At 45.5% G+C, this 24111-nt stretch carries 23 protein-coding genes and 1 riboswitch; of the genes, 9 read left to right on the top strand and 14 right to left on the bottom strand.

Translation table 11 applies throughout. The annotated features are described in order from the left end of the window. The first annotated feature begins 16 nt into the window (after nt 1-16). Complete coding sequence (gene metH / locus OU814_RS00115) at nt 17-3649, top strand: methionine synthase (protein WP_268179549.1); 3633 nt, start codon at nt 17-19, stop codon at nt 3647-3649. Nucleotides 3650-3879: 230 nt separating this feature from the next. Here the strand turns inward: metH and OU814_RS00110 are convergent, their stop codons facing one another. From OU814_RS00110 to OU814_RS00090, 5 genes are all read right to left on the bottom strand, one after another. Next, entirely contained in the window at nt 3880-4779 is a 900-nt protein-coding gene (locus OU814_RS00110; protein ID WP_190649734.1) for an amino acid ABC transporter substrate-binding protein, read from the bottom strand. A 57-nt stretch (nt 4780-4836) separates the two neighbouring features. Continuing rightward, nucleotides 4837-7065, bottom strand: coding sequence for a hypothetical protein (locus OU814_RS00105; protein WP_268179547.1), 2229 nt, complete (start codon nt 7063-7065; stop codon nt 4837-4839). A gap of 70 nt (nt 7066-7135) precedes the next feature. Beyond that, nucleotides 7136-8491: a serine/threonine protein kinase gene (locus tag OU814_RS00100; RefSeq protein ID WP_268179545.1), complete on the bottom strand. Its 1356-nt coding sequence runs from the start codon at nt 8489-8491 to the stop codon at nt 7136-7138. 88 nt (nt 8492-8579) lie between these two features. Further along, nucleotides 8580-8840, bottom strand: a complete 261-nt coding sequence (locus OU814_RS00095; protein ID WP_268179543.1) for a DUF4351 domain-containing protein — start codon at nt 8838-8840, stop codon at nt 8580-8582. Nucleotides 8841-8900: 60 nt separating this feature from the next. Continuing rightward, on the bottom strand, nt 8901-9410 hold the full coding sequence (locus tag OU814_RS00090) for a peptidoglycan-binding domain-containing protein (RefSeq protein WP_190649741.1): 510 nt from the start codon (nt 9408-9410) through the stop codon (nt 8901-8903). A 179-nt stretch (nt 9411-9589) separates the two neighbouring features. Here OU814_RS00090 and OU814_RS00085 point away from each other — a divergent pair, with 179 nt between their 5' ends. Beyond that, a complete protein-coding gene (locus tag OU814_RS00085) occupies nt 9590-10288 on the top strand; it encodes a hypothetical protein (RefSeq protein WP_017291164.1) in 699 nt (232 codons plus the stop codon). A 56-nt stretch (nt 10289-10344) separates the two neighbouring features. On the opposite strand, the gene OU814_RS00080 is transcribed toward OU814_RS00085, so the two are convergent. Then, entirely contained in the window at nt 10345-10632 is a 288-nt protein-coding gene (locus tag OU814_RS00080; RefSeq protein WP_017291165.1) for a DUF3288 family protein, read from the bottom strand. Between the two features lie 56 nt (nt 10633-10688). On the opposite strand from OU814_RS00080, the gene OU814_RS00075 reads away from it, so the two are divergent. Beyond that, nucleotides 10689-10898 carry a hypothetical protein gene (locus OU814_RS00075; protein ID WP_017291166.1) on the top strand — a complete coding sequence of 70 codons (210 nt, stop codon included), beginning with the start codon at nt 10689-10691 and terminating at the stop codon, nt 10896-10898. A 20-nt stretch (nt 10899-10918) separates the two neighbouring features. Here the strand turns inward: OU814_RS00075 and OU814_RS00070 are convergent, their stop codons facing one another. The 3 genes from OU814_RS00070 to malQ all read right to left on the bottom strand — a co-directional run bounded on the left by OU814_RS00070 (nt 10919) and on the right by malQ (nt 13649). Beyond that, a complete protein-coding gene (locus OU814_RS00070) occupies nt 10919-11446 on the bottom strand; it encodes a nucleoside monophosphate kinase (RefSeq protein WP_017291167.1) in 528 nt (175 codons plus the stop codon). Between the two features lie 205 nt (nt 11447-11651). After that, complete coding sequence (locus OU814_RS00065) at nt 11652-12020, bottom strand: response regulator (RefSeq protein ID WP_268179539.1); 369 nt, start codon at nt 12018-12020, stop codon at nt 11652-11654. A 120-nt stretch (nt 12021-12140) separates the two neighbouring features. Then, nucleotides 12141-13649, bottom strand: coding sequence for a 4-alpha-glucanotransferase (gene malQ / locus OU814_RS00060; protein ID WP_268179537.1), 1509 nt, complete (start codon nt 13647-13649; stop codon nt 12141-12143). 102 nt (nt 13650-13751) lie between these two features. On the opposite strand from malQ, the gene OU814_RS00055 reads away from it, so the two are divergent. Together OU814_RS00055 and OU814_RS00050 are read left to right on the top strand one after the other, a co-directional pair. Then, nucleotides 13752-14180, top strand: a complete 429-nt coding sequence (locus OU814_RS00055) for an NUDIX domain-containing protein (protein ID WP_017291170.1) — start codon at nt 13752-13754, stop codon at nt 14178-14180. Then, entirely contained in the window at nt 14177-14566 is a 390-nt protein-coding gene (locus OU814_RS00050; protein ID WP_017291171.1) for a RidA family protein, read from the top strand. The genes OU814_RS00055 and OU814_RS00050 overlap by 4 nt, the downstream gene beginning before the upstream one ends. Before the next feature lie 153 nt (nt 14567-14719). Here the strand turns inward: OU814_RS00050 and OU814_RS00045 are convergent, their stop codons facing one another. The 3 genes from OU814_RS00045 to OU814_RS00035 form a co-directional block, all read right to left on the bottom strand. After that, complete coding sequence (locus OU814_RS00045) at nt 14720-15541, bottom strand: acyl-CoA desaturase (protein WP_017291172.1); 822 nt, start codon at nt 15539-15541, stop codon at nt 14720-14722. 37 nt (nt 15542-15578) lie between these two features. Next, entirely contained in the window at nt 15579-16034 is a 456-nt protein-coding gene (locus OU814_RS00040) for a hypothetical protein (protein ID WP_268179530.1), read from the bottom strand. Between the two features lie 104 nt (nt 16035-16138). Further along, a riboswitch (cobalamin riboswitch) is annotated at nt 16139-16282 on the bottom strand. Nucleotides 16283-16600: 318 nt separating this feature from the next. Then, a complete protein-coding gene (locus tag OU814_RS00035; protein WP_199329389.1) occupies nt 16601-17038 on the bottom strand; it encodes a DUF3574 domain-containing protein in 438 nt (145 codons plus the stop codon). A gap of 151 nt (nt 17039-17189) precedes the next feature. On the opposite strand from OU814_RS00035, the gene OU814_RS00030 reads away from it, so the two are divergent. From OU814_RS00030 to OU814_RS00020, 3 genes are all read left to right on the top strand, one after another. Further along, nucleotides 17190-17612, top strand: coding sequence for a hypothetical protein (locus OU814_RS00030; protein WP_268179526.1), 423 nt, complete (start codon nt 17190-17192; stop codon nt 17610-17612). Next, entirely contained in the window at nt 17612-18520 is a 909-nt protein-coding gene (puuE, locus tag OU814_RS00025; RefSeq protein WP_268179524.1) for an allantoinase PuuE, read from the top strand. Before OU814_RS00030 ends, puuE begins: the two co-directional genes overlap by 1 nt. 96 nt (nt 18521-18616) lie before the next feature. Then, the gene (locus OU814_RS00020; protein WP_268179522.1) at nt 18617-20419 is read left to right on the top strand and encodes a M3 family oligoendopeptidase; all 1803 of its coding nucleotides are present in this window, start codon (nt 18617-18619) and stop codon (nt 20417-20419) included. A 75-nt stretch (nt 20420-20494) separates the two neighbouring features. On the opposite strand, the gene glgA is transcribed toward OU814_RS00020, so the two are convergent. Further along, a complete protein-coding gene (gene glgA / locus OU814_RS00015; RefSeq protein WP_268179520.1) occupies nt 20495-21970 on the bottom strand; it encodes a glycogen synthase GlgA in 1476 nt (491 codons plus the stop codon). Between the two features lie 146 nt (nt 21971-22116). Between glgA and OU814_RS00010 the strand changes: the two genes are divergently transcribed. Further along, complete coding sequence (locus OU814_RS00010) at nt 22117-23529, top strand: glycosyl hydrolase family 57 (protein ID WP_268179518.1); 1413 nt, start codon at nt 22117-22119, stop codon at nt 23527-23529. A gap of 50 nt (nt 23530-23579) precedes the next feature. Here OU814_RS00010 and OU814_RS00005 read toward each other — a convergent pair whose 3' ends face one another. Further along, nucleotides 23580-23963 (bottom strand): single-stranded DNA-binding protein, encoded by a 384-nt coding sequence (locus OU814_RS00005; RefSeq protein WP_268179516.1) that lies wholly within the window; start codon nt 23961-23963, stop codon nt 23580-23582. Nucleotides 23964-24111: the final 148 nt, after the last annotated feature.

Raw genomic sequence — 24111 nt, 5'->3', positions numbered from 1 at the left:
CCCTCAACCTTTTCCTATGAGCAGCGCTTTTCTGACCCGTCTTCACAGTCCCGATCGTCCTGTCCTCGTCTTCGATGGCGCAATGGGAACCAATATTCAGTCCCAGAATTTAACAGCAGAGGATTTTGGAGGTGCGGAATATGAAGGCTGTAACGAATATCTCATTCATACGAAACCAGAAGCGATCGCGAAAGTTCACCGCGATTTCTTAGCAGCAGGCGCGGATGTGATTGAAACCGATACATTCGGCAGTAGCCCGTTTGTGCTGGCAGAATATGGGCTGCAAGATCTAGCGTATGACTTGAGCAAGAAAGCGGCTGAACTCGCGAAACAATGCGCCGCCGAATTCTCAACTCCTGAAAAGCCTAGATTTGTCGCCGGATCGATGGGACCTGGAACAAAATTACCGACCTTAGGACACATCACATACGATGAGCTAAAAGACGCATTTACCGTTCAGGCAGAAGGGTTGTTTGATGGTGGCGTTGATTTATTCATCATTGAAACCTGTCAGGACGTACTGCAAATCAAAGCCGCTTTGAATGCCGTCGAAGCTATCTTTGAGAAAAAAGGCGAGCGTCGTCCGATTATGGTATCTGTGACGATGGAAGTCCAGGGAACGATGCTCGTCGGGACAGATATTAGCGGCGTTTTGGCAATCTTGGAGCCGTACCCGATCGATATTCTCGGCTTAAACTGTGCGACAGGCCCCGATCGCATGGCAGAGCATATTAAATATTTGACGGAGAACGCACCGTTTGTCGTGTCTTGCATTCCCAATGCAGGCTTGCCAGAAAATATTGGCGGTCATGCTCACTACAAGCTGACTCCAGTTGAATTACAGATGGCATTGCACAAATTCATCGAAGATTGGGGTGTGCAAGTGATTGGCGGATGTTGTGGAACTCGTCCTGCGCATATTCAGGCATTAGCAGAAGCCGCCGCGACGATGAAGCCGAAAGAACGCAATGTTCGGATCGGGGAGCGCGAATGGATGAATGGTCAAGTGTTTGAATCAGAAACACCCAGACCACTTTTAAGCTATACGCCTTCAGCCGCATCGATTTACACATCTCAGCCTTATGAGCAGGATAATTCTTTTCTGATTGTAGGCGAGCGATTGAATGCCAGCGGTTCTAAGAAAGTTCGAGAATTGCTCAATGCGGATGATTGGGATGGACTAATTGCGATCGCAAAATCCCAGGTCAAAGAAGGCGCGCATGTATTGGATGTAAACGTCGATTATGTCGGACGCAATGGCGAATCCGATATGAAAGAACTCGTTTCCCGCCTCGTTACCAATGTCACCCTGCCTCTGATGCTCGACTCGACCGAGTGGACAAAGATGGAAGCCGGACTCAAAGTTGCGGGCGGCAAGTGCATTCTCAACTCGACCAACTATGAGGACGGCGATGAGCGGTTCTTCAAAGTGCTGGAATTGGCGAAAGAGTACGGTGCTGGAGTCGTAATCGGAACGATCGACGAAGAAGGCATGGCGCGGACGGCTGAGAAGAAATTCCAGATCGCTCAACGGGCGTATCGCGATGCACTAGAATTCGGAATTCCGCCGCACGAAATTTTCTTTGACACATTAGCTCTGCCGATTTCGACCGGGATTGAAGAAGATCGGGAGAACGCAAAAGCAACAGTTGAGTCGATTCGGATGATTCGGGAAAATCTTCCTGGCGTTCACTTCATGGTCGGGGTGTCGAATATCTCATTCGGTCTGAGTCCTGCGGCTCGGATTACTTTGAATTCGATGTTCTTGCATGAAGCCACGAAGGTCGGAATGGACGGCGCGATCGTGTCGGCGGCAAAGATTCTTCCACTTGCGAAAATTGAGCCTGAGCATCAAGAAGTCTGTTTAGATCTGATTTACGATCGTCGCCGATTTGATGGGGATATTTGCATTTACGATCCGCTGACGAAGCTGACGGAACTATTTGAAGGCGTAAGTGCAAAAGATGCTCGATCGACGAGTTCTTTAGCAGATTTACCCGTTGAAGAACGTTTGAAGCAGCACATCATTGATGGCGAACGGATTGGTTTAGAAGATGCATTGAAAATCGCATTAGAAACCTATGAGCCGTTGCACATCATCAATACATTCTTGCTTGATGGCATGAAAGTTGTCGGTGAATTGTTCGGATCGGGGCAAATGCAATTACCGTTTGTGTTGCAGTCTGCGGAAACCATGAAATCTGCGGTCGCATTCCTTGAACCATTCATGGAGAAGAAAAGCGATGACAGTGGCAAGGGTAAATTCTTAATTGCAACCGTGAAAGGGGATGTTCATGATATCGGCAAGAACTTAGTTGATATCATTCTCACCAATAACGGCTACAAGGTGATTAACTTAGGGATTAAACAGCCAGTTGATGCGATCGTCGATGCTTACGTTGAACATCAACCAGATTGTATTGCGATGAGCGGATTGCTCGTAAAATCGACTGCATTCATGAAGGAGAACTTAGAAGTCTTTAATGAACGTGGGATCAGTGTTCCAGTGATTCTTGGCGGTGCAGCACTGACTCCAAAATTCGTTTACGAAGACTGTCAGAATGCTTATAAGGGGCAAGTGATTTACGGACGCGATGCGTTCGCGGATTTGACGTTTATGGATCGCTTTATGCCTGCGAAAAAAGAGGGGCAATGGAGTGATACCGAAGGTTTCCAAGGCGAATTTGCTCAGTTCAATCAGAAGGGGCGTAAAGCGATCGAACAAGCTGAACGCGAACTAAACGGCGAACCAGAGAAGAAATCGGATGAGCCGGAAGTGATCGATTTAGTGCGATCGGAAGCTGTTGCGTTGGATATCGATCGACCGACTCCGCCGTTCTGGGGAACTAAAGTTCTCAATCCTGAAGATATCTCCTTAGAAGAACTCTTCTGGCACATGGATTTGCAGGCGTTGATTGTTGGACAATGGCAATTCCGCAAGCCGAAAGACCAATCGAAAGAGGAATATGATGCGTTCTTAGCTGAGAAGGTTTATCCTGTCTTGGAGCGCTGGAAGCAGAAGATTCAGACTGAGAAACTGTTAGAGCCTCGGATGATCTATGGCTATTTCCCTTGTGCGGCTGAGGGGAATTCGCTGCATGTTTATGATCCGAGTGTGATCGAGCAGGGCCTCACTCCTGCAACTGCAACGCCCTTAGTGACTTGGACATTTCCACGTCAGAGATCTTTACGCCGCTTGTGTATTGCAGATTTCTTCCGTCCAGTGTTAGACAATCAGTTCGATGTGTTACCCATGCAAGCGGTGACGATGGGACATATTGCCACTGAAGTCGCTCAAGAGCTATTCAAGGCGAATAACTATACAGAGTATCTCTACTTCCACGGTATGGCAGTCCAGATGGCGGAAGCTTTGGCTGAATGGTCACATGCTCAGATTCGTAAAGAGTTAGGCTATGGAGAGCTTGAGCCAGATAACATTCGAGATATGCTAGCTCAACGTTATCAAGGCTCACGTTATAGCTTTGGCTATCCAGCTTGTCCGAACGTTGCGGATCAATTCAAGCAATTAGAACTGCTAGGAACTGAGAAGATTGAGATGTCGATAGATGAAAGTGAACAGCTTTATCCAGAACAATCGACGACCGCCTTTGTGGTCTATCACCCGACCGCGAAGTACTTTAGTGCTTAGAGCTGAACTCCCTATCTACCAGAGAGGATAGATAGGGAGTTCATTTCAATTGGTTTAAGACTGGAGCGAGATGTGAGCGAATTGCATCTCGCTTTTTGCTTCAGAGCATGAGTGGTAAATCTTCGAGAAGGTTACTCGTTCACCACAATCAATCAGATAGGGAGATAGGAAGCAATTTAGTCTGGGTTCTCCCCATCTACCCACTCCGAAAAATTCACACGATCGACAAACTACTTTGCATCCGCCGGAATCTCTTCCCGCGATTCAACAACAAGCTGCATCGTTTGAACAGCAATATCTCGCATGTCTCTTGTTAATGGAAATGCTCCATTTGCACCAAACCAGCGATCGAAGATTTGTACTGATTTGGGTTCTCCGCGCACAAAGCCTTGCATGTAGCGATACAAAGCATAATTTACCGTATCCAGAAACCTAGAGTTATCTTCAGGAACCATACAAGCAATCCCTTCTTGAGATAATGGACTGTCCGGCAAAATGTTGTACTGGTTGATTTTTCCAGCTAATCGCGCTTCTAGTAAAATACTATCTGCGGCGAACGCATCGATCGTCCCTTTCTCCAAAGCTTGATAGCCTTGTTCCCAAGTTTGAAAATAGACAGGTTTTGCCTTCGGTAATTTTCGTTGTACTGCTAGCTCATTAGTCGTGCCCGGCAACACTCCGATACGCTTGCCATTAAAGGCTTCTGGAGTACCTAAATTGCTTGATTTTTTGACCGCAAGTTGAGTGCCCGTCGTCGCATACACCAGCGAAAAATCAACCTGTCGATTGCGCGCCCAAGTAAAGCTACTGAAATCACAGACGATATCCACTTGTCGATCGGCGACCTTTTTGACGCGATCCGAAGGCGGTAACGCAACTAATTTCAATTGAACTTTCTTGCCTGTTTCTTTTTCCATCTGAGATCGAATTAATTCCAGCATATCGACGGAATATCCGACTAGTTTGCCTTGTCGATTTTGATAAGCAAATGGAATCGCTTCACTGCTGGTTCCTGCAACCAAAACTCCCGATCGAGCGACCTTCTGCATGACTGTCTCCGCATTCGCGATCTGCGGCAGTGCAGCACACAGAAGGGTACTCAGGACAACGAGAGAAAATGGTTTGGGCATGATCAATCTGATGGATTATTTAGCCCTTATCTTCTACCACTTTAGGTAGGCACATTGTCAAGCGCGCATCGAAGTTGTTCTTGCACAGCGGGCTTTCTGAATTGCCTCGTCACGAGTCGCTTTTTCTTTCAACGTGTTCGCAACTTTCATCGCTTCAGACATCCGATTCACGCGAGCATATTGAATCGCGATCGCTTCTAACATACTGCCACGATCCGTTTCGATCGGAATCACAGTACCGCCATCTGTACCGAGGCGATCGAATTGCGATTCCTCTCCAGGAATCGTTTGGGCAACTTGGAAAGCTTGAGCAAGGTAAGACACGGCTTTTTGAGATTGATTTAGCTCGGTATAACGTTGTGCGATCGCAAGTAAAAGCTGCGTTTTACTCACAGGTTCTGTTGTCTGATTCGCGATCGGTTGGACTAAATCAAACCGATTGATCGTGAGCAATCCCAACGCGCTAGTTTGTAGGTGAGCACTTTTCACCTCTGGGAATGCAGTTCCTTCCGCAATTTGCAATGCGCCTAAATATTGTTTCGCTTCAATGAATTGAGCAAAAGGATTGTCTGTAAAAGATGCGATCGAGGGATCATCAATCTTTGAACTAAAAGCAACCACTTGCTGAAGAAGTTGGCGAGCTTTTTCAGGCTGCTGCGTTTGAGAATAAACCAAAGCAATACTAGCTAAAGCAGTGGGTTTAAAGCGTTCAAGACTGAAGAGATCGCCGCCTTCACGGTTGATTCTCTCGCGATAAGCTTTATCGAGCGGTTCAATCGTTTGTAAGGCTTGCTCAAGCATTTGATTGGCGAGGGTAGAGTTGCCAGCTTGAGCCGTGACGAGCGCGATCGCAGACAGTGCTCTAATCTGCTCCAAAGGACGATTCTCTAAAGGCAATTTGCGTACCCATTCTGCTGCTTGAGAATGTTGACCTGTTTGGGCATAAGCCTTTGCGATTTGTATAATTTGCCAATCGATTAAACCGTAGTCGATCGACGAAATTTGTGCCCAGTCTTCGCGAATCCAGTCAAACTGATTGGCAGCGATCGCGATTTCAATTACAGTCCAGACTTGACCTCTTTGTTCCCAAGAATCGTTGAGTGCTTTAATTGCTACAAGCTGCTGAGACAAGAGGGCTTTAGCTTGAGCGGTTTTGCCAGCTTCTTGATGAGCTACAACTACTGACTTCAACGTGTCGGTGCGGAGATTTTTTACTGATTTTGCAAGCTGCAATGCTGCGTCTAACTGTTCAGCTTGTACATAGGCTTCGACAAGCTTTTGCAGCAATGTATCTTTCTGATAGGGATCTTCTACAGATTGAGCAAGCGTTGTAGCTTGGCGGAAGAGTGAAGTAGATTGACTTGGGGTTTTACGATAAGCGATCGCAACTTTTGCTAAAGCAGAAACTTTTTGAGGAATTGCAGAGATTGATTGAGCTAGTTTTTCGGCATCCGCCAATTTACCATTGCTCAGATAAGCTTGCACGATGCTTTCTTGAGTGTTTGCAAAAGCTTCTGGAACTTTCGACAAGCGCTCTAAAGTCTGTTGTGCTTTCAGATAGTTGCCGATTCGCGCATAGGTTACAGCAGCGCGTTCTACAATTCGATTCGATTCTTCAACTGCAAGCCGAGGTACAACTTTCTCAACCTGAGCAAGCGTAGTTTGTGCAACTTGAGGCTGTGATAGTTCAGCATAGGCTTCTGCCATCTCGATAAGCGCGATCGCACGTAAGTCTGGTGCTTTGATTTGAGGTTCGAGTTGCCGCGATCGTGCCATTAAGTTATTGGCAATTCGCAGTTGTTTGAGTGCTGCATATTGACGTGCGATCGCAACAAAAGCACGAGCTTTCTCCGCACTATTTGCAGATGGAAGACGATTCGTCAGGGTTAGAAACTGCTCAAGTAACGCGCGCGATTTTTGTGGAGATTTGAGCTGCTGATTGAGTTGAATAATCCGTAACGTTGGGAAGCCGTTATAAGGCTCGATTAACCAGGATTGAACTAAATCGGCTTGAAAAGGAGTATTTTTTACTTGCTGCGCGATCGTAATTGCTTCTTGTAAGGCTGTGCCTGCTGTTTCGGCATCTTGTCGATCCAAAGCTTCACGCGCTTGATTGGTCAAAGTTGCAAGCTTGCTTTCTAATTGTTCATTAGGATTACAAGTTATCGAAGCAGGCTGAGCAGAAGCTGGATGAGGTGCTACTAGATGTCGTGTGACGACTAAAAAAGTGGGAGCAATCAATGTAAAAATACTCAGGAGAAGCCAGGGATGAATGGATCGAGACATAAACGATTTTGGGCAAAGTGCTTGACGTTTGCTAGATACCATCCCATCCCTACAAGTTCCAGAATGTTTTTTACTCTGCTTTGAGCTTTAACCACGATCGAATTTCTTTCAACACCCAAGCTTGCTCAAAATCAGTTAGCTCCTCTCCAAATTGATGCAAGTGATATCCATCCCGATACGGTCCTGAAGTAATCGTAATTTTGCCATTATCCCGGCGCACATCTCGAATATGGCGAGTCTTGCCCGTCATTCGATTGCTCATCGCTCGAAATCGCTGGGTTTCGACTGCAAATTCTTTGCGATCGAACTTGACGTAAGTTCGCTGAAACGATGGACTAATAAAAATCAAAAATACAATCAAGGCAAATAGTAAAACCCAGACAGATGCGCTCATTACCCCAAAAACGAGCAGCATCATAAACATCGGCAGCGAGAACATCAGAGCAGGCAGTGCGACTCCTGCCATCAGTAAGCCGAACATCTCAAAAACTGATTCTTCTTGTTGATTTTGCTGTGGGATGACAATTTCTAAGCGTTTTTTCGATCGCTGAAGTTGAACTCGCGTATTTTTAGGACGCTCCACTGCACCAAATGCAGATTCTCCCGCTAAATGGAGTGCCTGAATCGCTTCATTTGCGGTTTGAAATCGTTGTTCGACATCAGGATGAGACAGGCGATCAATCCAATCTGCAAAAGCAGGGGTCAAAGTGACACGATCGCGCCATTGCAATTTCAGATATCGCTGGGGCAAATCCGCAGGTGCAGTTCCCGTCAACAGATGAATCAAAGTTGTCCCTAATGCGTAGAGATCCGAAGCAGCAACAGCCCGACCACCAAATTGTTCGATCGGCGTATAGCCGTAGGTTCCAACAACTGTAAAGGTTCCACCTTCAATCGGAACATGATCCTGAACTGCCCCAAAATCAATTAAATAAATCTGCTCATCTTTTCCCAAAATCAAATTACTAGGTTTGATATCGCGATGCAGAAGCGGAGGATTTAATTGATGCAAATCGCGCAAAATTTCTAGAACTGCGATCGCGAATTTTCGCACTTCTTCTTCTGTAAATCGTTTTCCATCCTGCACCAACTCTTTGAGCGAAGTGCCTGGAATATAATCCTGGACTAAGCCAAACCAAAGAATGCGATCGTCGATCGAAAAAGAGTCTCGACATTTCGGAATCCGAGGATGATCAATCTGACGTAAGACTTGGGATTCGCGCTCAAACAGTTTCAAATCTTCCCACTGCATCTCTGCACCAAATGCCAGGAGTTTGAGCACAATCGGCTCAGACTGAGCGTTCAAATCCAGTGCAAGCCAAGTCTGTCGTCCAGCACTCTGTCCTAATTTCTCTTGGAGTTGATAGCGATCGTACAGCGTCTGTCCTGCCGTCAGCATCGAACCGAATCCCCCTAGCATCGTCATCGACTCACTTCGCCTCTGATCATAGCGATTCCGGTTATTCTTTGACGAGCGCTCCATTCTACTCAGGGAGTCTCTCTAAATGTCCTGCTCAACCGTGATTGAGCAACCAGGTTTCTAAATCAGTTACGGTTGAAAAGTCGAGTAGAGCATCAGCTAACGCTTCAAGTTGTTCGATCGATAGAGTGTTAATTTGCGATCGCGTTTCTTCTGATAAATTTCCGACTTGTCGAGTCAAGAGACGCAGAATCAGCGTTCTTTGCCCTTCTTGCCGCCCTTCCTGTCGTCCTTCCTGTCGTCCTTCCTGTCGGGTTGCTTGCTCCCATTCCAAAAAAGCTTGTGAAAACGCCATCAGTACCTCTTGAGAACAATCCACTACTAGGTGTTCATTGTGTCAAAGGCAAGTCAAAAGTCACCACCACTTGCGCGGATTGTTAAGCCAGCGATTCTGCTTGCGAGGCATCGTAGGAAGTCCTCGACCTCTCAGAAAAGTCCAAGTTATATCATCCACAATGCCCGTCTCTCGTAATCTGGAGCGCTGCTGAAATTGTCGAACCGCAGCTTCTGTCGCAGCATCGTAAACCTGATTTCGGTCAACATCGAAGCCATGAACTAACAAGAGTCCTTGAAGTTCAGCCACATCTGTCCCAATACAGCCCAGTTTTAAGAGCCGTGTGCCTGGTTCTAGGTCTGTGTTGAGTACAGACCACGTCTGTTTACCCACCACACCATCAATTCTCAATCCATGTCGATGTTGAAACGATCGAACTGCTGTTTCAGTCCGACTCCCAAAATCTCCATCGATTCTCAGGTTAAATCCATGTGCTCTCAATAAGGCTTGCAGTTGCATAACATCGCTTCCTTGATCCCAAGGATACAAATCGGGCAGTTCGATCTTATCGGGGGGAATTTCAGCGCTCATGGCAATTTTAGATTCAGCTTCTTACATTTGAGTATGAATGAAAAAAGCCTGAATCTCTGACCTGAGATAGGACTTTTTTGCGATCGCAAATTCTAATTTTTAAGATGAGGAACCTTATCTCTGGCGGCAAAGTCATTGAAAGTATCGCCGTTAGACTCGGACTTGAAGGACAAAAATCTATGTTGAACTTGAAGAAATTGCAAACTAGCACTGCGCTCGCACTGACGATCGGTGTAACGGCGACTGGAGCCGCTCCGATCGTATTTGCGAAAGACGCGATCGCTGCTACTCCTGCTCCAATGAAAGTCGCGCAGCTTTTCCCCTCATCTCCCTCGTCACCGACGCAAACGACAGGTGCATTCCGAATTCCGGCAGGCACAACGTTGCGCTTGGCTTACCGAGATGCTGAGAAAATTTTGGTTGCCCCGAATGAACGCCTTCCGATTACGTTAACTGTTCCCAATAATATTCGCACCTCGAATGGAACCCTGTTGATTCCAGCAGGTAGCCAAGTGAAAGGAGAGTTTCAGCCTGCCGATGGTGGAACTCGCTTTGTCGCAAATACCTTGATTTTGAATAATGGCAATCAGGTGGCACTGAATGGTCAAACAGATTTAGTCACTCGGACTGAAGAAATTCGTCGAGGGGTGAGTACAGATGCAATTCTGAAGGGAGCTGCAATCGGTTCAGGTGCAGCAGCGATTATCTCTGGCATCACCGGGAATCGTCGGATCACGTTGGGCAAAGTTCTAATCGGTACGGGTGCAGGTGCTTTAGGTGGCTTATTGCTTGGACGAAATCGCAATCAGGTGATTTCAGTCAATCAGTCTGATTTGAATTTGCGTCTGAATTCTGCGTTGGCAGTGAATGCCTACTAAGTGGGGAGTGGGGAGTAGGGAGTAGAGATTGTTTCTTCCCCACTCCCCACTTCTTTCTAGCTCCAATCATCCCGCTTCGCGCCACGCCCCTTATAAGGCTTCGTCTCTACATGAATGTGGCGAGTTTTTTCAAACAAAGCATCCTCCGTTAAGTTCCACTGTTTGAGAACTGTATCTAAGTCTGCTTGAATATCGCGTGCCCCTGGGAAACCGTTATAGCGAATTCTCAAGCGGGCTAATTCTGCGAGATTCCAATCCGTTGCTTCGCCCGTCAGTAGAGAATCGACAATTTCACGATCGCTCTTCCACAAAGGATGCTCCTGGTCTTTTTGCTCTTGCGCCATATCTCACCGTGGAAATCACGCTCGTCAGTATAATACGGGAACGCGGTTGCAGAGAGATGGATAAGTTAATTCTTTTGAGCTTTGATGTTGAAGGGTTTGATGTTCCAGAAGAGTACGGGCAACCGTTAGATAAAACAATAAAATTCAAAGCATCGGCTGAAGGTTTAGACCATGGATTAGCCTTACTCGATCGCTTAGAAACCTGTTTAAATTGGTTCAAACCACAAGCAAGATTTGTAACATTCTCCGAGTTCCAAGCCAGTTGAGATCCAAGCAGCTTGTTTCGCTAAGCCAATATCGTAATTTGCAATCTATCCAGAATTTTTTCATTAATAATTGAGGGAGTTGTATTCGCATCAACCATCATTAAGCAGTCTAGTTCCTGGTAGTACTCGATAACAGGAGAAAGCAGCCGTTGATTCCACGCTAATTGATCAGCCGATAATCGCTCTAATAAATCATGTTTTGTAAGACTGAGATAAAGTGCTTGAGGCTGTGAATAGCCCATATATTCAAGCAGAAGGTGCAGAGATTGCGCTTGAGTAAAGCACTGAGGAAAGTCCGTGAGAATCCAACCCTGACGAGTATCAGATTGCCGCAAACGGACTTCCAGCATTGCCAGCTTTTCTGTATCAGGCGAGATCGTATCGGAAGGGAGGATGGCTTGCAGATCGCTGCACAAGCGATCGCGCATAAACTGCGAAAACAAATGGATCATCGAGATATGGGGAATCCCGAGTTGTTTCGATAAGATTGCTGCCTGTGTATTCACACTCGCAGTCTCAAGTCCTAAGAAAATAAGCTGCACTGTCATATTATTCCTCAAACGATTAGACTAAACTTCGGTCATCAATGATTGAACTCGAATCATGCTCATCTCAGCATACTGACATCTGATGATAAAGTTTGCTACATCAAAGAACGATAGAGAAATAGTGTGAAAAACTAGAGAACTGATCGCTCATGCTGAACGCAATGTTACATTGTGTCATTGTTCATCACGAATTCAATTCTGAAACTTAAGATAAGCATTCCCTAATCTCTGCTAGTACCTTACTGAGAGCGCAAGGTTTAGATAGATACTTTTCTCCTCGATCTTTGAGGATTTTCAAGCGATCGTTATTCTCAACTGCTCCGGTTAAAAACAAGATTGGAATATTCATGGTTTCCAGATTTTGACGGAGCAATCTCAACACATCAAATCCATCAAAAATAGGCAACTCGAAATCACTAACAATCAGGTTTGGGCGTTCCTCCGTTGCCAGTTTGATTCCTGAGCTTCCATCTTCTGCTTCAATCACTCGATAGCCTTCTAACTCAAGCATCTCTGCCAAATTCGCTCGAAGCGCAGCATGATCTTCAATCAGCAGAATAGTCTGTATCATCATTGAGACAGTAATGATTACTAGAAAAACAATTTGTAGAGCTTGATGCGTGTTGCTGACCCTATCAGAAAATTGTAGAAAACTAGAGAACCATCATTACTGTTCTTCAATTTACATTTTGAGTTAATCTCGCTTCCGGTGAGGTGCACGCCCAAATAGATGCGTCAAACTTGCGAATCGATCGCGAATCTCGTCATTCAACATCTCCGATCGATAGCGCCAACCCCAATTCCCCTCTGCCTGGCCCGGAACATTCATTCTGGTATTCGCCCCCAACCCCATTAAATCTTGCATTGGGATGATCGACAGAACTGCAACCGAACTCATGGCGACTCGAATCAAATCCCAATGAATTCCCTGCTGTCCGATACAGCCCATATAGTTCCAAAGATTGCCCCGCTCATAGTCTGAAAGCTGCTCATACCAGCCGATCGTTGTATCGTTATCGTGCGTACCTGTATACACGACACAATTACGAGGATAGTTAAATGGCAGATAAGGATTGCCCGGATCAGACCCAAAAGCAAAGTGAAGAATCTTCATGCCTGGAAACTCATACTTATCCCGTAATGCTTCTACTTCCGGTGTAATCACACCTAAATCTTCTGCCAAGATCGGTAGCTTTCCTAACTTCGTATTGAGCATCTGAAAGAACTGATCTCCTGGCGCTTCGATCCAGTTCCCATTCATCGCTGTCTCTTCACCTTGCGGAACTGCCCAATAAGCCTCAAGCCCACGAAAATGATCAATCCGAATCCAGTCCACCAGATCTAACATGGCTTCAAATCGCTGCACCCACCACTTGAAATCTGTCGATTCCAGATAGTTCCAGTCATAGATAGGATTACCCCAAAGCTGTCCTGTTGCACTAAAATAATCTGGTGGTACACCTGCCATCAGTTCAGGATGTCCGGTCTCAGGATCAAGCCGAAAGTTCTCCGAGTTTGCCCAAACATCCGCACTATCATGTGCAACATAAATGGGAATATCTCCAATAATTTGCACACCATTTTCGTTGGCATGTTCTTTCAGCGCCACCCACTGTTTGAAAAACTCGTATTGAAGAAATTTCTGGTAGTAAATTTCTTCTTGCAGTCGGATTCGAGCAGCTTCGATCGCATCCGGTTTCGACTGCATCAATTCGGGTTCCCACTCATACCAACTCTTGCCGCCGTTCTCATGCTTCAGTGCCATGAACAACGCATAGTCTTCTAACCAGAAGGCTTTTCTTGTACAAAAATCGGCAAAATCGCGCTGTTCATCACTCTGATGTTTAAAGGCATCGCAAGCCTTTCGCCATAACGGAGCCTTGAACGCATAGACGCGATCGAAATCCACACAATCGATCCAAAATCCATCAGCATTCGCAAAATCCGATTCTTCTAGCAAGCCGCGATCGCGCAACGCCTCTAAACTAATCAACAACGGATTGCCTGCCATTGATGAATAAGATGCATAGGGAGAATTTCCATATCCCGTAGGACCTAATGGCAACACTTGCCAATATTGCTGTCCACTCTGCACAAGAAACTCAATAAATCGATGAGCTTCGGCTCCTAGTTCTCCGATTCCAAATCGACCGGGAAAGCAGGTAGGATGCAGCAAAACGCCACTTGATCGCATTAAAGGCATAGTAATCTAGCAGGAAAAGGCTGTGAGAACTGTAACATGAGGCGGAGAGGACAAAATCCACCGCAAGAAGAATCAAGATTAATTCGGAAATCGTAATTTTTTATGGCTCATCGCAATCCTGCTCCCACCGTTGACATTATCATCGAACTCATTGATCGCCCCCATCGCCCAATCGTGCTGATCGAACGCCTCAATCCCCCACATGGATGGGCAATTCCCGGCGGTTTCATCGATTACGGAAATTCGGCTGAGAAAACCGCACATCTTGAAGCCGAAGAAGAAACTGGACTGCACATTGAACTCATTGATTTACTGGGAGTTTATTCTGATCCCGATCGAGATGCGCGCCAACATACGATGAGCATTGCGTACATTGCCACTGCCAAGGGCGAACCCAAAGCAGGTGATGATGCCAAAAATGTGCGGATTGTCGAGATTTGGGAGATCCCTGAGAATTTATGTTTTGATCACGATCGCATTTTGCACGATTATTTACAGTACAGAAATTATGGAATGCGCCCAAGATTATGAAAAAAGTAATTCGGACTGATGCGGCTCCGGCTCCGGTTGGTCCTTACAATCAAGCGATCGTGGCTCAAGGTTTAGTCTTTGTCGCAGGTCAAATCTCACTCGATCCGCAGACGGGTGAAATTGTCGGTGCTGGCGATGTTGCGGCTCAAACCGAACGAGCCATGACCAGTTTGAAAGCCATCTTAGAAGCGGCTGGTTCGTCGCTCGATGATGTTGTCAAAACCATGGTCTGCTTGAAAGACATGAACGATTTTGCGGCAATGAATGCGGTCTATGCCAAATATTTTGATGAAGCAACTGCACCCGCAAGAGTTTGTGTGGAAGTCGCTCGCTTGCCAAAAGATGTTTTGGTTGAGATCGACTGTGTTGCAACACTGAAAGATTAGGAGAACTGCGATCGCTCTTGAACCTGATTCACAAGCGAGAGCGATCGCATCGAAGCGCGATGGCTGGAAGATTCACATCACAAGGTAAATGCTTGTTCTGGAACGGGTATGGGCTTTTGTCGATTTGAATATTGGAAATTAGTTGTGTGAGATTCAATACTCTACCAGATGAGCAGTCTTGACGTTTTTTGCAAGTTTCAATTTCTCCAACAGTCGAATCGTCAACCATATCAGATCCACTTCCCACCAGCGCTTGCCAAACTGCGCCGAAGCTTGATAAGCATGATGATTGTTGTGCCATCCTTCTCCGAAAGTCAGCAATGCTGCCCACCAGCAATTCGTCGATCGATCATTGACCGCATAGTTCCGATAGCCAAAAGTATGACATGCACTATTGACAAAGCACGTACTGTGAAAGCCAACAAACAATCGCGCAAAAATGCCCCAGACTACGAAGGGCATTCCACCGAGACCATAAAGCAAAACAGCTAATGCAATCTGTAAAGCAATGTAGTGCTTGTGGCAAAACTGATAAAACGAATCATGAGCAATATCTTGAGTGAATCGATGCAGTTCTGAATGAGATGGAACCTCGTGCATCAGCCAACTGATATGACTCCACCAAAATCCCTGAGTCGAATCATGTGGATCACCCGTACGATCGGCAAACAAATGGTGCATTCGATGATAGCCGACCCAACCCTTCACGGCTCCTTGACCTGCCAATGTGCCACACAAGATAAAGAAGTATTCTAACCATTTGACCGTTTTGAAACTGCGATGCGTTGCTAATCGGTGGAATCCTAAAGAGATTCCTAGTCCGATCGTCAGCCAATGCAAGAATAGAGCAACTCCAACGGCTGACCAACTAAAATAAGCGGGAGACAGTGCAAGTAAGGCTCCTAAATGCAAGAAAACAACAACAGTAATTACAGTCCAACGAGGACGTGGAGAAGTCAAACGGACATCGGTCATGAATTTTGCTCAAACGGTTTGGATAAAATCAGCGTGATCACTCAGCACGATTGCGCTCTGTGGCTTCTAGTTGAAACTCACTCCAACGGTGCTGCACTTGTTTATAGCAATCAGCAGGAGAGACTTTTAGGTTTTGCAGTAGACTGACCTGAACTTCGCGATCCCGTCTCGCCAGAAGCACGATCGCTTGAGTTGGGTCATACGTCGCGATTGCCTCGTGAATCGCAACCCCAGCTTGGCTATCAACTTCAAGCATTCGCAAATATAGCTCGACTTGTGCCTGCGCGACGAACTCCTGCTCAAAGACTACAGAATCAATACTCAAATTCATTGAAGCATTGATCCGATTCGTAATCTTGCAGGTTACTAGTCCTCGCCCTAGTCTCAAATAGCCATTCCAGCTAGTGAACCCTATCTGCAAAAAATTCTGCTGAATAACCAGATCTTGCCAGTGATCAAAATGCGATCGCAAATCATAATGTTGAAACCTCATCAACTTCCCCTGAACTGCAAAATAGGGAAGCAAATCCGTTTTAAGAAACTAAGAACCATCATCATCCGTACCTCGCAGATGAAACACAACAGACATACCTCTTAAAGAGGCGCTATGCATCGGCGGGCATCCTGACTCAAAGAACACAGTTCTTATCACAGTTGCGGGACAGCGTCGGGTTTGCACCGAACTTTCCCCCTTGCGTCTAATGGCTGATTCCCATCAGAACCGATACTCATCTAGAGAGTAGCACGATCAAGCAAAATTAGACTCATCTTTGCCGCACTTCACCCACTCAAACTGGATTGAAAATGAGCCAATCATCTAAATCGTTTACTAAAGTAGTCTCTGAAGGCTCTCACATTTTGCACAGATCCACATATCGGTTACATTCCATGTTGTTGACGAGAATACCAAATCGCTAGTTAGCCGTCCTATTGTTCGCTGATCTAAAAAGCCGCGATTCCTCGGAACCGTTGCCTCTGAGCTATCGTGTCGCGTAAAACTCTAACGCTATGCCCGATAAAGATGAGACTCGTTCAGAAATTAAACTATCAAGTTGACCATTAAAACGAAACACACGATCGCTCATCCACGCGCAATACAGATTCTTGCTGAAATGCCTGTTTATAAGCGGCTCGAATCTGATCAATCTTCTTGCTACTCTCAACATTCATCGGATACAGTAGCGTCAAAAGTTGAGAGTTTTCTGCCACAACCTTACCCTGCGAATTCCGATATTGCCCCTTCGCGGCTACCCTTGTCAGCCCTTCAGGAAATAGCGGAGTCACAACGCGATCGACAAATTGCTGAAATTCAACCTGAGTCACTTCTGAGCGATCGGGTTTCGCGAATCCAAAAAATAACTCTGTTCGCATAAAAGCCTTGCCATGCGGTTGCAACTGGCAAGATTGATCCACAGATTCATCAACCTTTGCGAAAACCAGCAGCGGCACAATCAGCCCGACTGCCACTCCTAAAATTAAGTGGAATCTAGATTTCATCACATCAACCTCAACTCTCTCTTCTCTCACGTTGAAGTGGAATTCTTCATGCAATCCCTAGATTTTGTAAAACCTCAAAAAATCGATAGCTTGAATCGATCTCTGAGTGGGAATACTGAGACAAACCGATGGCAAACGGATAATAGGGAGCATGTGGCGCAAGCTAGATAATATCGTTCTAAATATCAGAACCTACGCCGATCTGAGTCCTGACCTCAGCATTCGACGACAGATCAATCAGGCAATGCGAACTCGCCCCACTCGCACATCCGAGGATTGGTATCGCTCATTTTGGCAACCGCTTTCAATTTCTCAAGATCTGGCAATTTTCGTTTATCAGCAAATGGAAGCGTATTCCGGGTTGCAATTCGCAAAAATTACCCCAAGCGATCGCTTAACCGAGGATCTTCAACTTCCTCTGGTGTGCTGGTTCGATTGGGAATGTACCTTATGTGAGGACTTTCACGATCGCTTTGGCATTGAAATTCGCGATCGTTTGGATATTGGTATGCTGCATACCGTCCGAGATCTTGTTATATTTCTGAATCAGCAACTTTTATCGGTCAATTGCTGATGCCTGATTCATATCCGCGCAATCTCGTGGGTTACGGACAAAATCCACCCCATCCCCAATGGAAAGATCAAGCCAGAATCGCAGTTCAATTTGTCATCAACTACGAAGAAGGCGGCGAGAACTGCGTCCTCCACGGTGATCCCGCCTCGGAAGCATTCTTGTCAGAAATTGTTGGCGCGGCTCCCTTCCAGGGAATGCGCCACATGAATATGGAATCTTGTTACGAATACGGCAGCCGTGCCGGATTTTGGCGGTTATATCGCATGTTTACATCACGCAGAATTCCAGTCACCGTCTATGGTATCGCTATGGCATTAGAGCGAAATCCCGAAGCCGTTGCTGCGATGAAAGCCGCAGATTGGGAGATTGCCAGTCATGGGTACCGCTGGATTGAATACAAAGACTTCTCAGAAGAAGCTGAACGAGAGCATCTCAAATTAGCGATCGACATTCACACCCGTGTCACAGGCAGTCGCCCACTCGGTTGGTACACCGGGCGCAGCAGCGAGCATACCGACAAACTTGTAATTGAGGAAGGCGGCTTTCTCTACAGTTCTGACAGCTATGCCGATGATCTCCCGTACTGGGTCAATACCGACCAAAAGCCGCATCTGATCATCCCGTATACGTTGGACAACAATGATATGCGGTTCGCCACGTCTCAAGGGTTTAACTCTGGCGATCAGTTTTTTGCCTATCTTCGTGATGCGTTTGACGTGCTTTATGCAGAAGGTGAAACTGCACCAAAAATGATGAGCATTGGCTTACACTGTCGCTTAGTTGGACGACCTGGACGAGCCGCTGCACTGATGCGATTTTTGGACTATGTGCAGCAGCACGATCGCGTTTGGCTCTGTCGTCGAATTGATATTGCTCGACACTGGCACGAACATCACCAACCGAAATAACCCAGAACGCGGATGCCTTCCCGTTCAAAATTGATTACTGTGTTACTATCGAAATCAAAGCGTAATCATAATGAGTCCGTTTAAGGAGCTAATGGAATGACACAAGCGATTGACCGGATGCAGTTGGACAATCCACAAGAATGGGATTTATCTGATTTATATCAAAACTTCAGCGATCCAAATTTCTCTCAAGATTTAGAGTCGTTGCAGCAACAAGCCAGCGAGTTTAGGGATGCACATCGCGGCAAGGTGAAAGATTTGAGCGCCGATCAATTAGCAGAGTGTTTTAAAACATTAGAAGCGATCGCTGAAAAATCCGGCTATCTCTATGCGTTTCCTTCGCTCATCTTCTCCGCCGACACCCGCAATACCGAAGCCAAGCAATTTCTAGATAAAGTCATGGAAGCGCTCACAGGCGTTGAAAACCAGCTTCTTTTCTTTGATCTCGAACTGCAAAAATTAGATGCTGCCAAATTTGAAACCCTACAAAAAGCTCCTATCCTAGCAACCTATCAGCATTATCTCAATCGCATTGCAAAGTATCGACCCCATACACTCTCTGAAGAAGTTGAACAGACTCGCAATCAAGATAGCTTAACGGGACGACAAGCATTTATCCAACTGAGATCAGTTCACCTGGGCGAACAAGAATACGAACCTATAACAACTCCCGATGGTCGCATCGTCAGCACCGAATCAGAACTGAGTGCATTGCTCTATCACCCCGACGCAGAAATCCGAACCGCAGGCTATCAATCTGTTCGGAAAGTCATGAAACAGCATAATTCGCTGTATGCTTACATTTTGAATTCCGTAGCACAAGATCACAAGATCGAAAATCAGATGCGCGGCTATGAGTCTACTTTGCAGAAGCAACTGCTAGCAGATGAAGTTTCTGAACCTGTATTTCGAGCGATTATGCAGGGTACAGGCGATCGCTTTGATCTTTTCCAGCGCTACTACACTCTAAAAGGTCAAGCTCTAGGACAAAAAATCCGCACAGCCGATCTTTATGCTCCCTGGGGAACTGAAGCAACCCCACCTGTCACCTATAAAACAGGAGTCGAAACGCTACTTTCTGCATTAGATCAGTTTGATCCGAACTATGCCCGTCGAGCAGAAGAATTCTTCGTGAAAAACTGGGTCGATGCAAAAGTCCGCCCTGGCAAACGTGGTGGTGCATTCTGTTCCTACACCTACGGCAAACATAGCTATCTATTGATGTCATACACCGATGACTACAATTCGTTGTTCACCCTAGCACACGAAATGGGTCATGGATTGCACTTTGCTTGGATTGACGATCGACAAACCTACTTCAACAGCAATCCTCCAATGGTGCTAGCTGAAATCGCATCAACATTCAATGAATTGCTGTTGCTAGACTATCTGCTGAAACAAGCTAAAGACGATAAGGCTTTGACGAAATCATTGATCACACGACAACTTGAAGATCAGTTAAATCTATTATTCCGACAAAGCACAATTAGCCGTCTAGAGCTAGCTGTTCATGAACGTGCCGCTCAAAGCAGTTTTGATCACTCCTTTGTCAACCAAGAATGGATGAAATTATATCAAACTCTTTGTGGTGATGCAGTTGAAGTTCTGCCTGAACATCAATACGATTGGGCAAGAATCGGACATATCTACTTCAAGCCCTTCTACTGCTATCAGTACACAGCATCAAACATTGTGAGTCTTGCTTGTTATCAGAAGTATCTCGAAGTTGGGAAAGACTTTATTCCTGGGTATTTAGAGCTACTTGCCGCAGGTGGCAGCCTAGACCAAGTGACTGCACTGCGTCAGTATGTTGGCGTTGACATTGAAGATCCCGCAACAATCCGGGGAGCTTTAACCTATGTTGAGAAGCTACTAGATCAGTTGCAAGCTAGCCTGTAAATGACTTAAACAAAGAAGCTCCAGTGAACTGTAATTCACTGGAGCTTCTCAGAATTTATCCAGCTCTGTCAACTGCTACTTATGCCGAATATTGTTATATAATTCCGCATACTCTTTAGCTGATTCCGTCCAAGAATAGTCATACTTCATTCCCTGAATCGCCAACTGATTAAAGACCTGCCGATTCTGTCCCCAAAGATCAAAAGCTCGTCCCATCGCGGACTCTAAGGCATAGTTATCCTTGTCATAGAATACAAATCCGTTTCTCTCTTCAGGTGGGTGATTTTGATCATAATCATGATCGAATACCGTATTGATCAACCCTCCCACGCCTCGAACAATCGGCACAGTTCCATACTTCAAACTGATCACCTGTGTCAGACCACAAGGCTCAAAGTTACTCGGCACAACAATCATATCTGAGCCTGCATAGATTAAGTGCGATAACTCCTCATTGAATCCAAGCTCAATATGACAATCGGGATTATTATTCAGAAACTCTTTCTCATGTCTGAACCATTTGTCGATCGACGACTCCGTTGCCGATCCTAATAAAACATACTGTGCCCCTCTTTCTAAGGCATAGTAAATCGAATGATGCACCAAATGCACCCCTTTTTGATCATCTAATCGTCCAATGAAACAGACGATCGGCTTATCTGAATCTTCTAACAACAATCGCTCTCGCAGAGCCTTTTTGTTATAAGCCTTTTGATCAAATGTTTCCGCCGAGTAATGATAAGGCAGATATCGATCGTTCTCAGGATTCCAGAAGCCATAATCCAATCCATTCAAAATTCCAGAGAACTTATCTTGATGGACTTCTAAAGTATGTCCTAATCCATAGCTCACATCTGTATGTCGAGCTTCCCAGGCATGATGAGGTGAGACAGTTGTTACTGCATTTGCATAAACAATTCCACCTTTCATAAAATTGATCGAAAACGGATTAAAGTTATCTCTCAATTTGTCATAGCTGAAATAGTATTCAGGTCGTCTCAACTGCACTGCTTCGAGAACTTGCGTCCCCGCAAATCCTTGATGCTTAAAGTTATGAATCGTATAGCAAACTCGCTGATTTGCCATTCCGTGATACTTATAAATCTCGAATAGCATCACCGGAACCAAGCCCGTTTGCCAATCATGACAATGAATTACATCGGGTCGCTTATTACTTTGAAGCAAAAACTCTAATGCCGCTTTGCTAAAGAATGCAAACCGCATGTTGTCATCATCGCAACCGTAATAGACTCCTCGATCGAAGTAAAAATCTTCCGAATGCGGCTCAATAAAGAAACAAACCCGACCATGCACCCAGCCGCAATACACCGAACAATGAACCCACCCATCAAACCAGGGGACATATAAATCTCGATATGCATCGTGCAGCCCCCAGATATGGTCGTACCGCATGCAGTCATACTTAGGCAGAATCAACTCTACACAATGCCCTTGATTCTCCAATTCCCGGCTCAGACCATAAACCACGTCCCCCAAACCGCCCGCCTTAATCACTGGCGCACACTCGGAGGCAATTTGCACAATATACATTTCTATCCCCCTAGTTAACAAAAATTCATTTTTTGATGTCTTTATTCAATACGTAACCTTGATTTTTTGCAAGTCGCCTCAAAACTTAAACCTCTTTTGAGAACGTCTGATCTAAGATCTGACCCTACAGACTCAAGGATCTCCCCATGGCAACCACGCTGACGACCTCTAGTTTCCCACCGATCTGCGGTTCGGAAATCTCCTATTCCTCTGATCCCGTTTTCCTTCCCACCACAAATCTCCGCATTGACTCTATCCAATCCGCCTTCGCTTGTGCCCTCCACATGCACCAGCCCACGATCCCCGCAGGCAGAAACGGCGAATTGATCAGCAATCTCCAGCATATGTTCGAGCATCCAAACGATGGCGATAACCACAACGCAGCTCCCTTCGCTTGGTGCTATAGCCGTATAGGAGAATTTATTCCTGAACTGGTTTCTCAAGGCTGCAATCCTCGCATTATGCTCGACTATTCTGGTAATCTCCTCTGGGGATTTCAGCAAATGGGGCGTGACGACATTTTGAATCATCTCAAGCGAATTACCTGCGATCGCGAATTTCAACCCTACGTCGAATGGCTCGGAACGATGTGGAGTCATGCCGTTGTCCCTTCTACGCCCATTCCTGACCTGAAACTCCATATCCAGGCTTGGCAACATCATTTTGCATCTATCTTCGGCGACGAGGCTCTCAAGCGTGTCAGAGGCTTCTCTCCCCCAGAAATGCACCTCCCAAATCACCCCGACACACTCTTTCAATACATTAAAGCCTTAAAAGAATGTGGTTATCAATGGCTGCTTGTCCAAGAACATTCTGTAGAATGTCTCGATGGTTCGCCCCTACCTCATGACCAGAAATACATTCCTAATCAACTGGTCGCGCGCAATTCAAATCACGAAACAATCTCAATTACTGCATTAATCAAAACTCAAGGTTCAGATACAAAATTAGTGGCTCAAATGCAGCCTTACTTTGAGGCAAAAACACGAGCAAAACAACAACTCAATCACACCCAAATTCCATCTTTAGTTTCCCAAATTGCTGATGGTGAAAATGGCGGCGTAATGATGAATGAATATCCGCGTGATTTCTTTCGCATTTACCACGAAATCCGAGATTCCGGCAATAACAATTCAGGCATTGTTGCAATCAATGGAACTGAATATTTAGAGCTACTTGAAGCATCAGGCATTAGCCCCAACGACTATCCAAAAGTTCAAGCCGTCCAACAACACAAAATCTGGCAACGAGTTGATCATCATGCTGAAACTGTAGAGCAAGCGATCGCGAATCTCAAACAAAATGACGATCGCTTTCACATTGATGGAGCTTCTTGGACAAATGATCTCAGCTGGGTAAAAGGCTATGAGAATGTTCTAGAACCGATGACAGAACTGAGCGCATTGTTTCATCAAATTGATACTAGTCATCCTCATTATCAAGAAGCTTTACTCTATAACTTGTTGCTTCAAACAAGTTGCTTTCGATATTGGGGACAAGGAGCATGGACGGATTACGCACGTGAGATTTATCGCAGAGGTAAGTCTGTATTAAGCTAGCAAAAAGCGATCGCACTTCTGCGATCGCTTTTCATTTCAAATTATTTTTTCTAAGCCGGAACTGCAACAGCTTCTTCTGCATCTTCCATCTCTTCTTCTTTTACCTGATCGAGATGAATATCAATAACAGTCATCTGCAATCCTGCTCTTGGAACATTTCCATTACTTGAAATGAATGGATTCGGCTCAACTGCCCCAGTACAAATAATCAACGACCCTTTCTTCAAATATGGCAATACTCGCCAAGCTGTCGATTTCTCCCAAATGCTCAAAGACACTGTAAAAGATTCTTCCCGATTGCGAGACTTCCGAACATAGATTGTTGCTTCTGCAACTTTCGCTTCTCTACCATCTTTAAGCGTTACTGTTTTCACGGTTGCATCAGCCGCTAAATTGCCGCTAACAATCCATTGATTGAGTCCAGCACTCGACATGAAAAATCTCCAGCTTTAAATCGTGTTTAGCAAATAAACTTTGTAGAACCATAGTGCCCGTCTTCTCTCAAAATTTTGCTATCTAGCGGATTTAAAGTTAAAAACGCGCTCTAAGAAAAATCTTAAAGCACGTTTTCTTTCTAATGAT

Source organism: Leptolyngbya sp. GGD, from assembly GCF_026735145.1.
Lineage (GTDB): Bacteria > Cyanobacteriota > Cyanobacteriia > Leptolyngbyales > Leptolyngbyaceae > Leptolyngbya > Leptolyngbya boryana.
This window is presented reverse-complemented; position numbering and strand designations above follow the sequence as displayed.

Excerpts from the sequence above, each read along its gene's own strand:
- metH (WP_268179549.1), top strand. The coding sequence starts at position 17 with ATGAGCAGCGCTTTTCTGACCCGTCTTCACAGTCCCGATCGTCCTGTC.
- OU814_RS00110 (WP_190649734.1), bottom strand. The coding sequence starts at position 4,779 with ATGCCCAAACCATTTTCTCTCGTTGTCCTGAGTACCCTTCTGTGTGCT.
- OU814_RS00105 (WP_268179547.1), bottom strand. The coding sequence starts at position 7,065 with ATGTCTCGATCCATTCATCCCTGGCTTCTCCTGAGTATTTTTACATTG.
- OU814_RS00100 (WP_268179545.1), bottom strand. The coding sequence starts at position 8,491 with ATGACGATGCTAGGGGGATTCGGTTCGATGCTGACGGCAGGACAGACG.
- OU814_RS00095 (WP_268179543.1), bottom strand. The coding sequence starts at position 8,840 with ATGGCGTTTTCACAAGCTTTTTTGGAATGGGAGCAAGCAACCCGACAG.
- OU814_RS00090 (WP_190649741.1), bottom strand. The coding sequence starts at position 9,410 with ATGAGCGCTGAAATTCCCCCCGATAAGATCGAACTGCCCGATTTGTAT.
- OU814_RS00085 (WP_017291164.1), top strand. The coding sequence starts at position 9,590 with ATGTTGAACTTGAAGAAATTGCAAACTAGCACTGCGCTCGCACTGACG.
- OU814_RS00080 (WP_017291165.1), bottom strand. The coding sequence starts at position 10,632 with ATGGCGCAAGAGCAAAAAGACCAGGAGCATCCTTTGTGGAAGAGCGAT.
- OU814_RS00075 (WP_017291166.1), top strand. The coding sequence starts at position 10,689 with ATGGATAAGTTAATTCTTTTGAGCTTTGATGTTGAAGGGTTTGATGTT.
- OU814_RS00070 (WP_017291167.1), bottom strand. The coding sequence starts at position 11,446 with ATGACAGTGCAGCTTATTTTCTTAGGACTTGAGACTGCGAGTGTGAAT.
- OU814_RS00065 (WP_268179539.1), bottom strand. The coding sequence starts at position 12,020 with ATGATGATACAGACTATTCTGCTGATTGAAGATCATGCTGCGCTTCGA.
- malQ (WP_268179537.1), bottom strand. The coding sequence starts at position 13,649 with ATGCCTTTAATGCGATCAAGTGGCGTTTTGCTGCATCCTACCTGCTTT.
- OU814_RS00055 (WP_017291170.1), top strand. The coding sequence starts at position 13,752 with ATGGCTCATCGCAATCCTGCTCCCACCGTTGACATTATCATCGAACTC.
- OU814_RS00050 (WP_017291171.1), top strand. The coding sequence starts at position 14,177 with ATGAAAAAAGTAATTCGGACTGATGCGGCTCCGGCTCCGGTTGGTCCT.
- OU814_RS00045 (WP_017291172.1), bottom strand. The coding sequence starts at position 15,541 with ATGACCGATGTCCGTTTGACTTCTCCACGTCCTCGTTGGACTGTAATT.
- OU814_RS00040 (WP_268179530.1), bottom strand. The coding sequence starts at position 16,034 with ATGAGGTTTCAACATTATGATTTGCGATCGCATTTTGATCACTGGCAA.
- OU814_RS00035 (WP_199329389.1), bottom strand. The coding sequence starts at position 17,038 with ATGAAATCTAGATTCCACTTAATTTTAGGAGTGGCAGTCGGGCTGATT.
- OU814_RS00030 (WP_268179526.1), top strand. The coding sequence starts at position 17,190 with ATGTGGCGCAAGCTAGATAATATCGTTCTAAATATCAGAACCTACGCC.
- puuE (WP_268179524.1), top strand. The coding sequence starts at position 17,612 with ATGCCTGATTCATATCCGCGCAATCTCGTGGGTTACGGACAAAATCCA.
- OU814_RS00020 (WP_268179522.1), top strand. The coding sequence starts at position 18,617 with ATGACACAAGCGATTGACCGGATGCAGTTGGACAATCCACAAGAATGG.
- glgA (WP_268179520.1), bottom strand. The coding sequence starts at position 21,970 with ATGTATATTGTGCAAATTGCCTCCGAGTGTGCGCCAGTGATTAAGGCG.
- OU814_RS00010 (WP_268179518.1), top strand. The coding sequence starts at position 22,117 with ATGGCAACCACGCTGACGACCTCTAGTTTCCCACCGATCTGCGGTTCG.
- OU814_RS00005 (WP_268179516.1), bottom strand. The coding sequence starts at position 23,963 with ATGTCGAGTGCTGGACTCAATCAATGGATTGTTAGCGGCAATTTAGCG.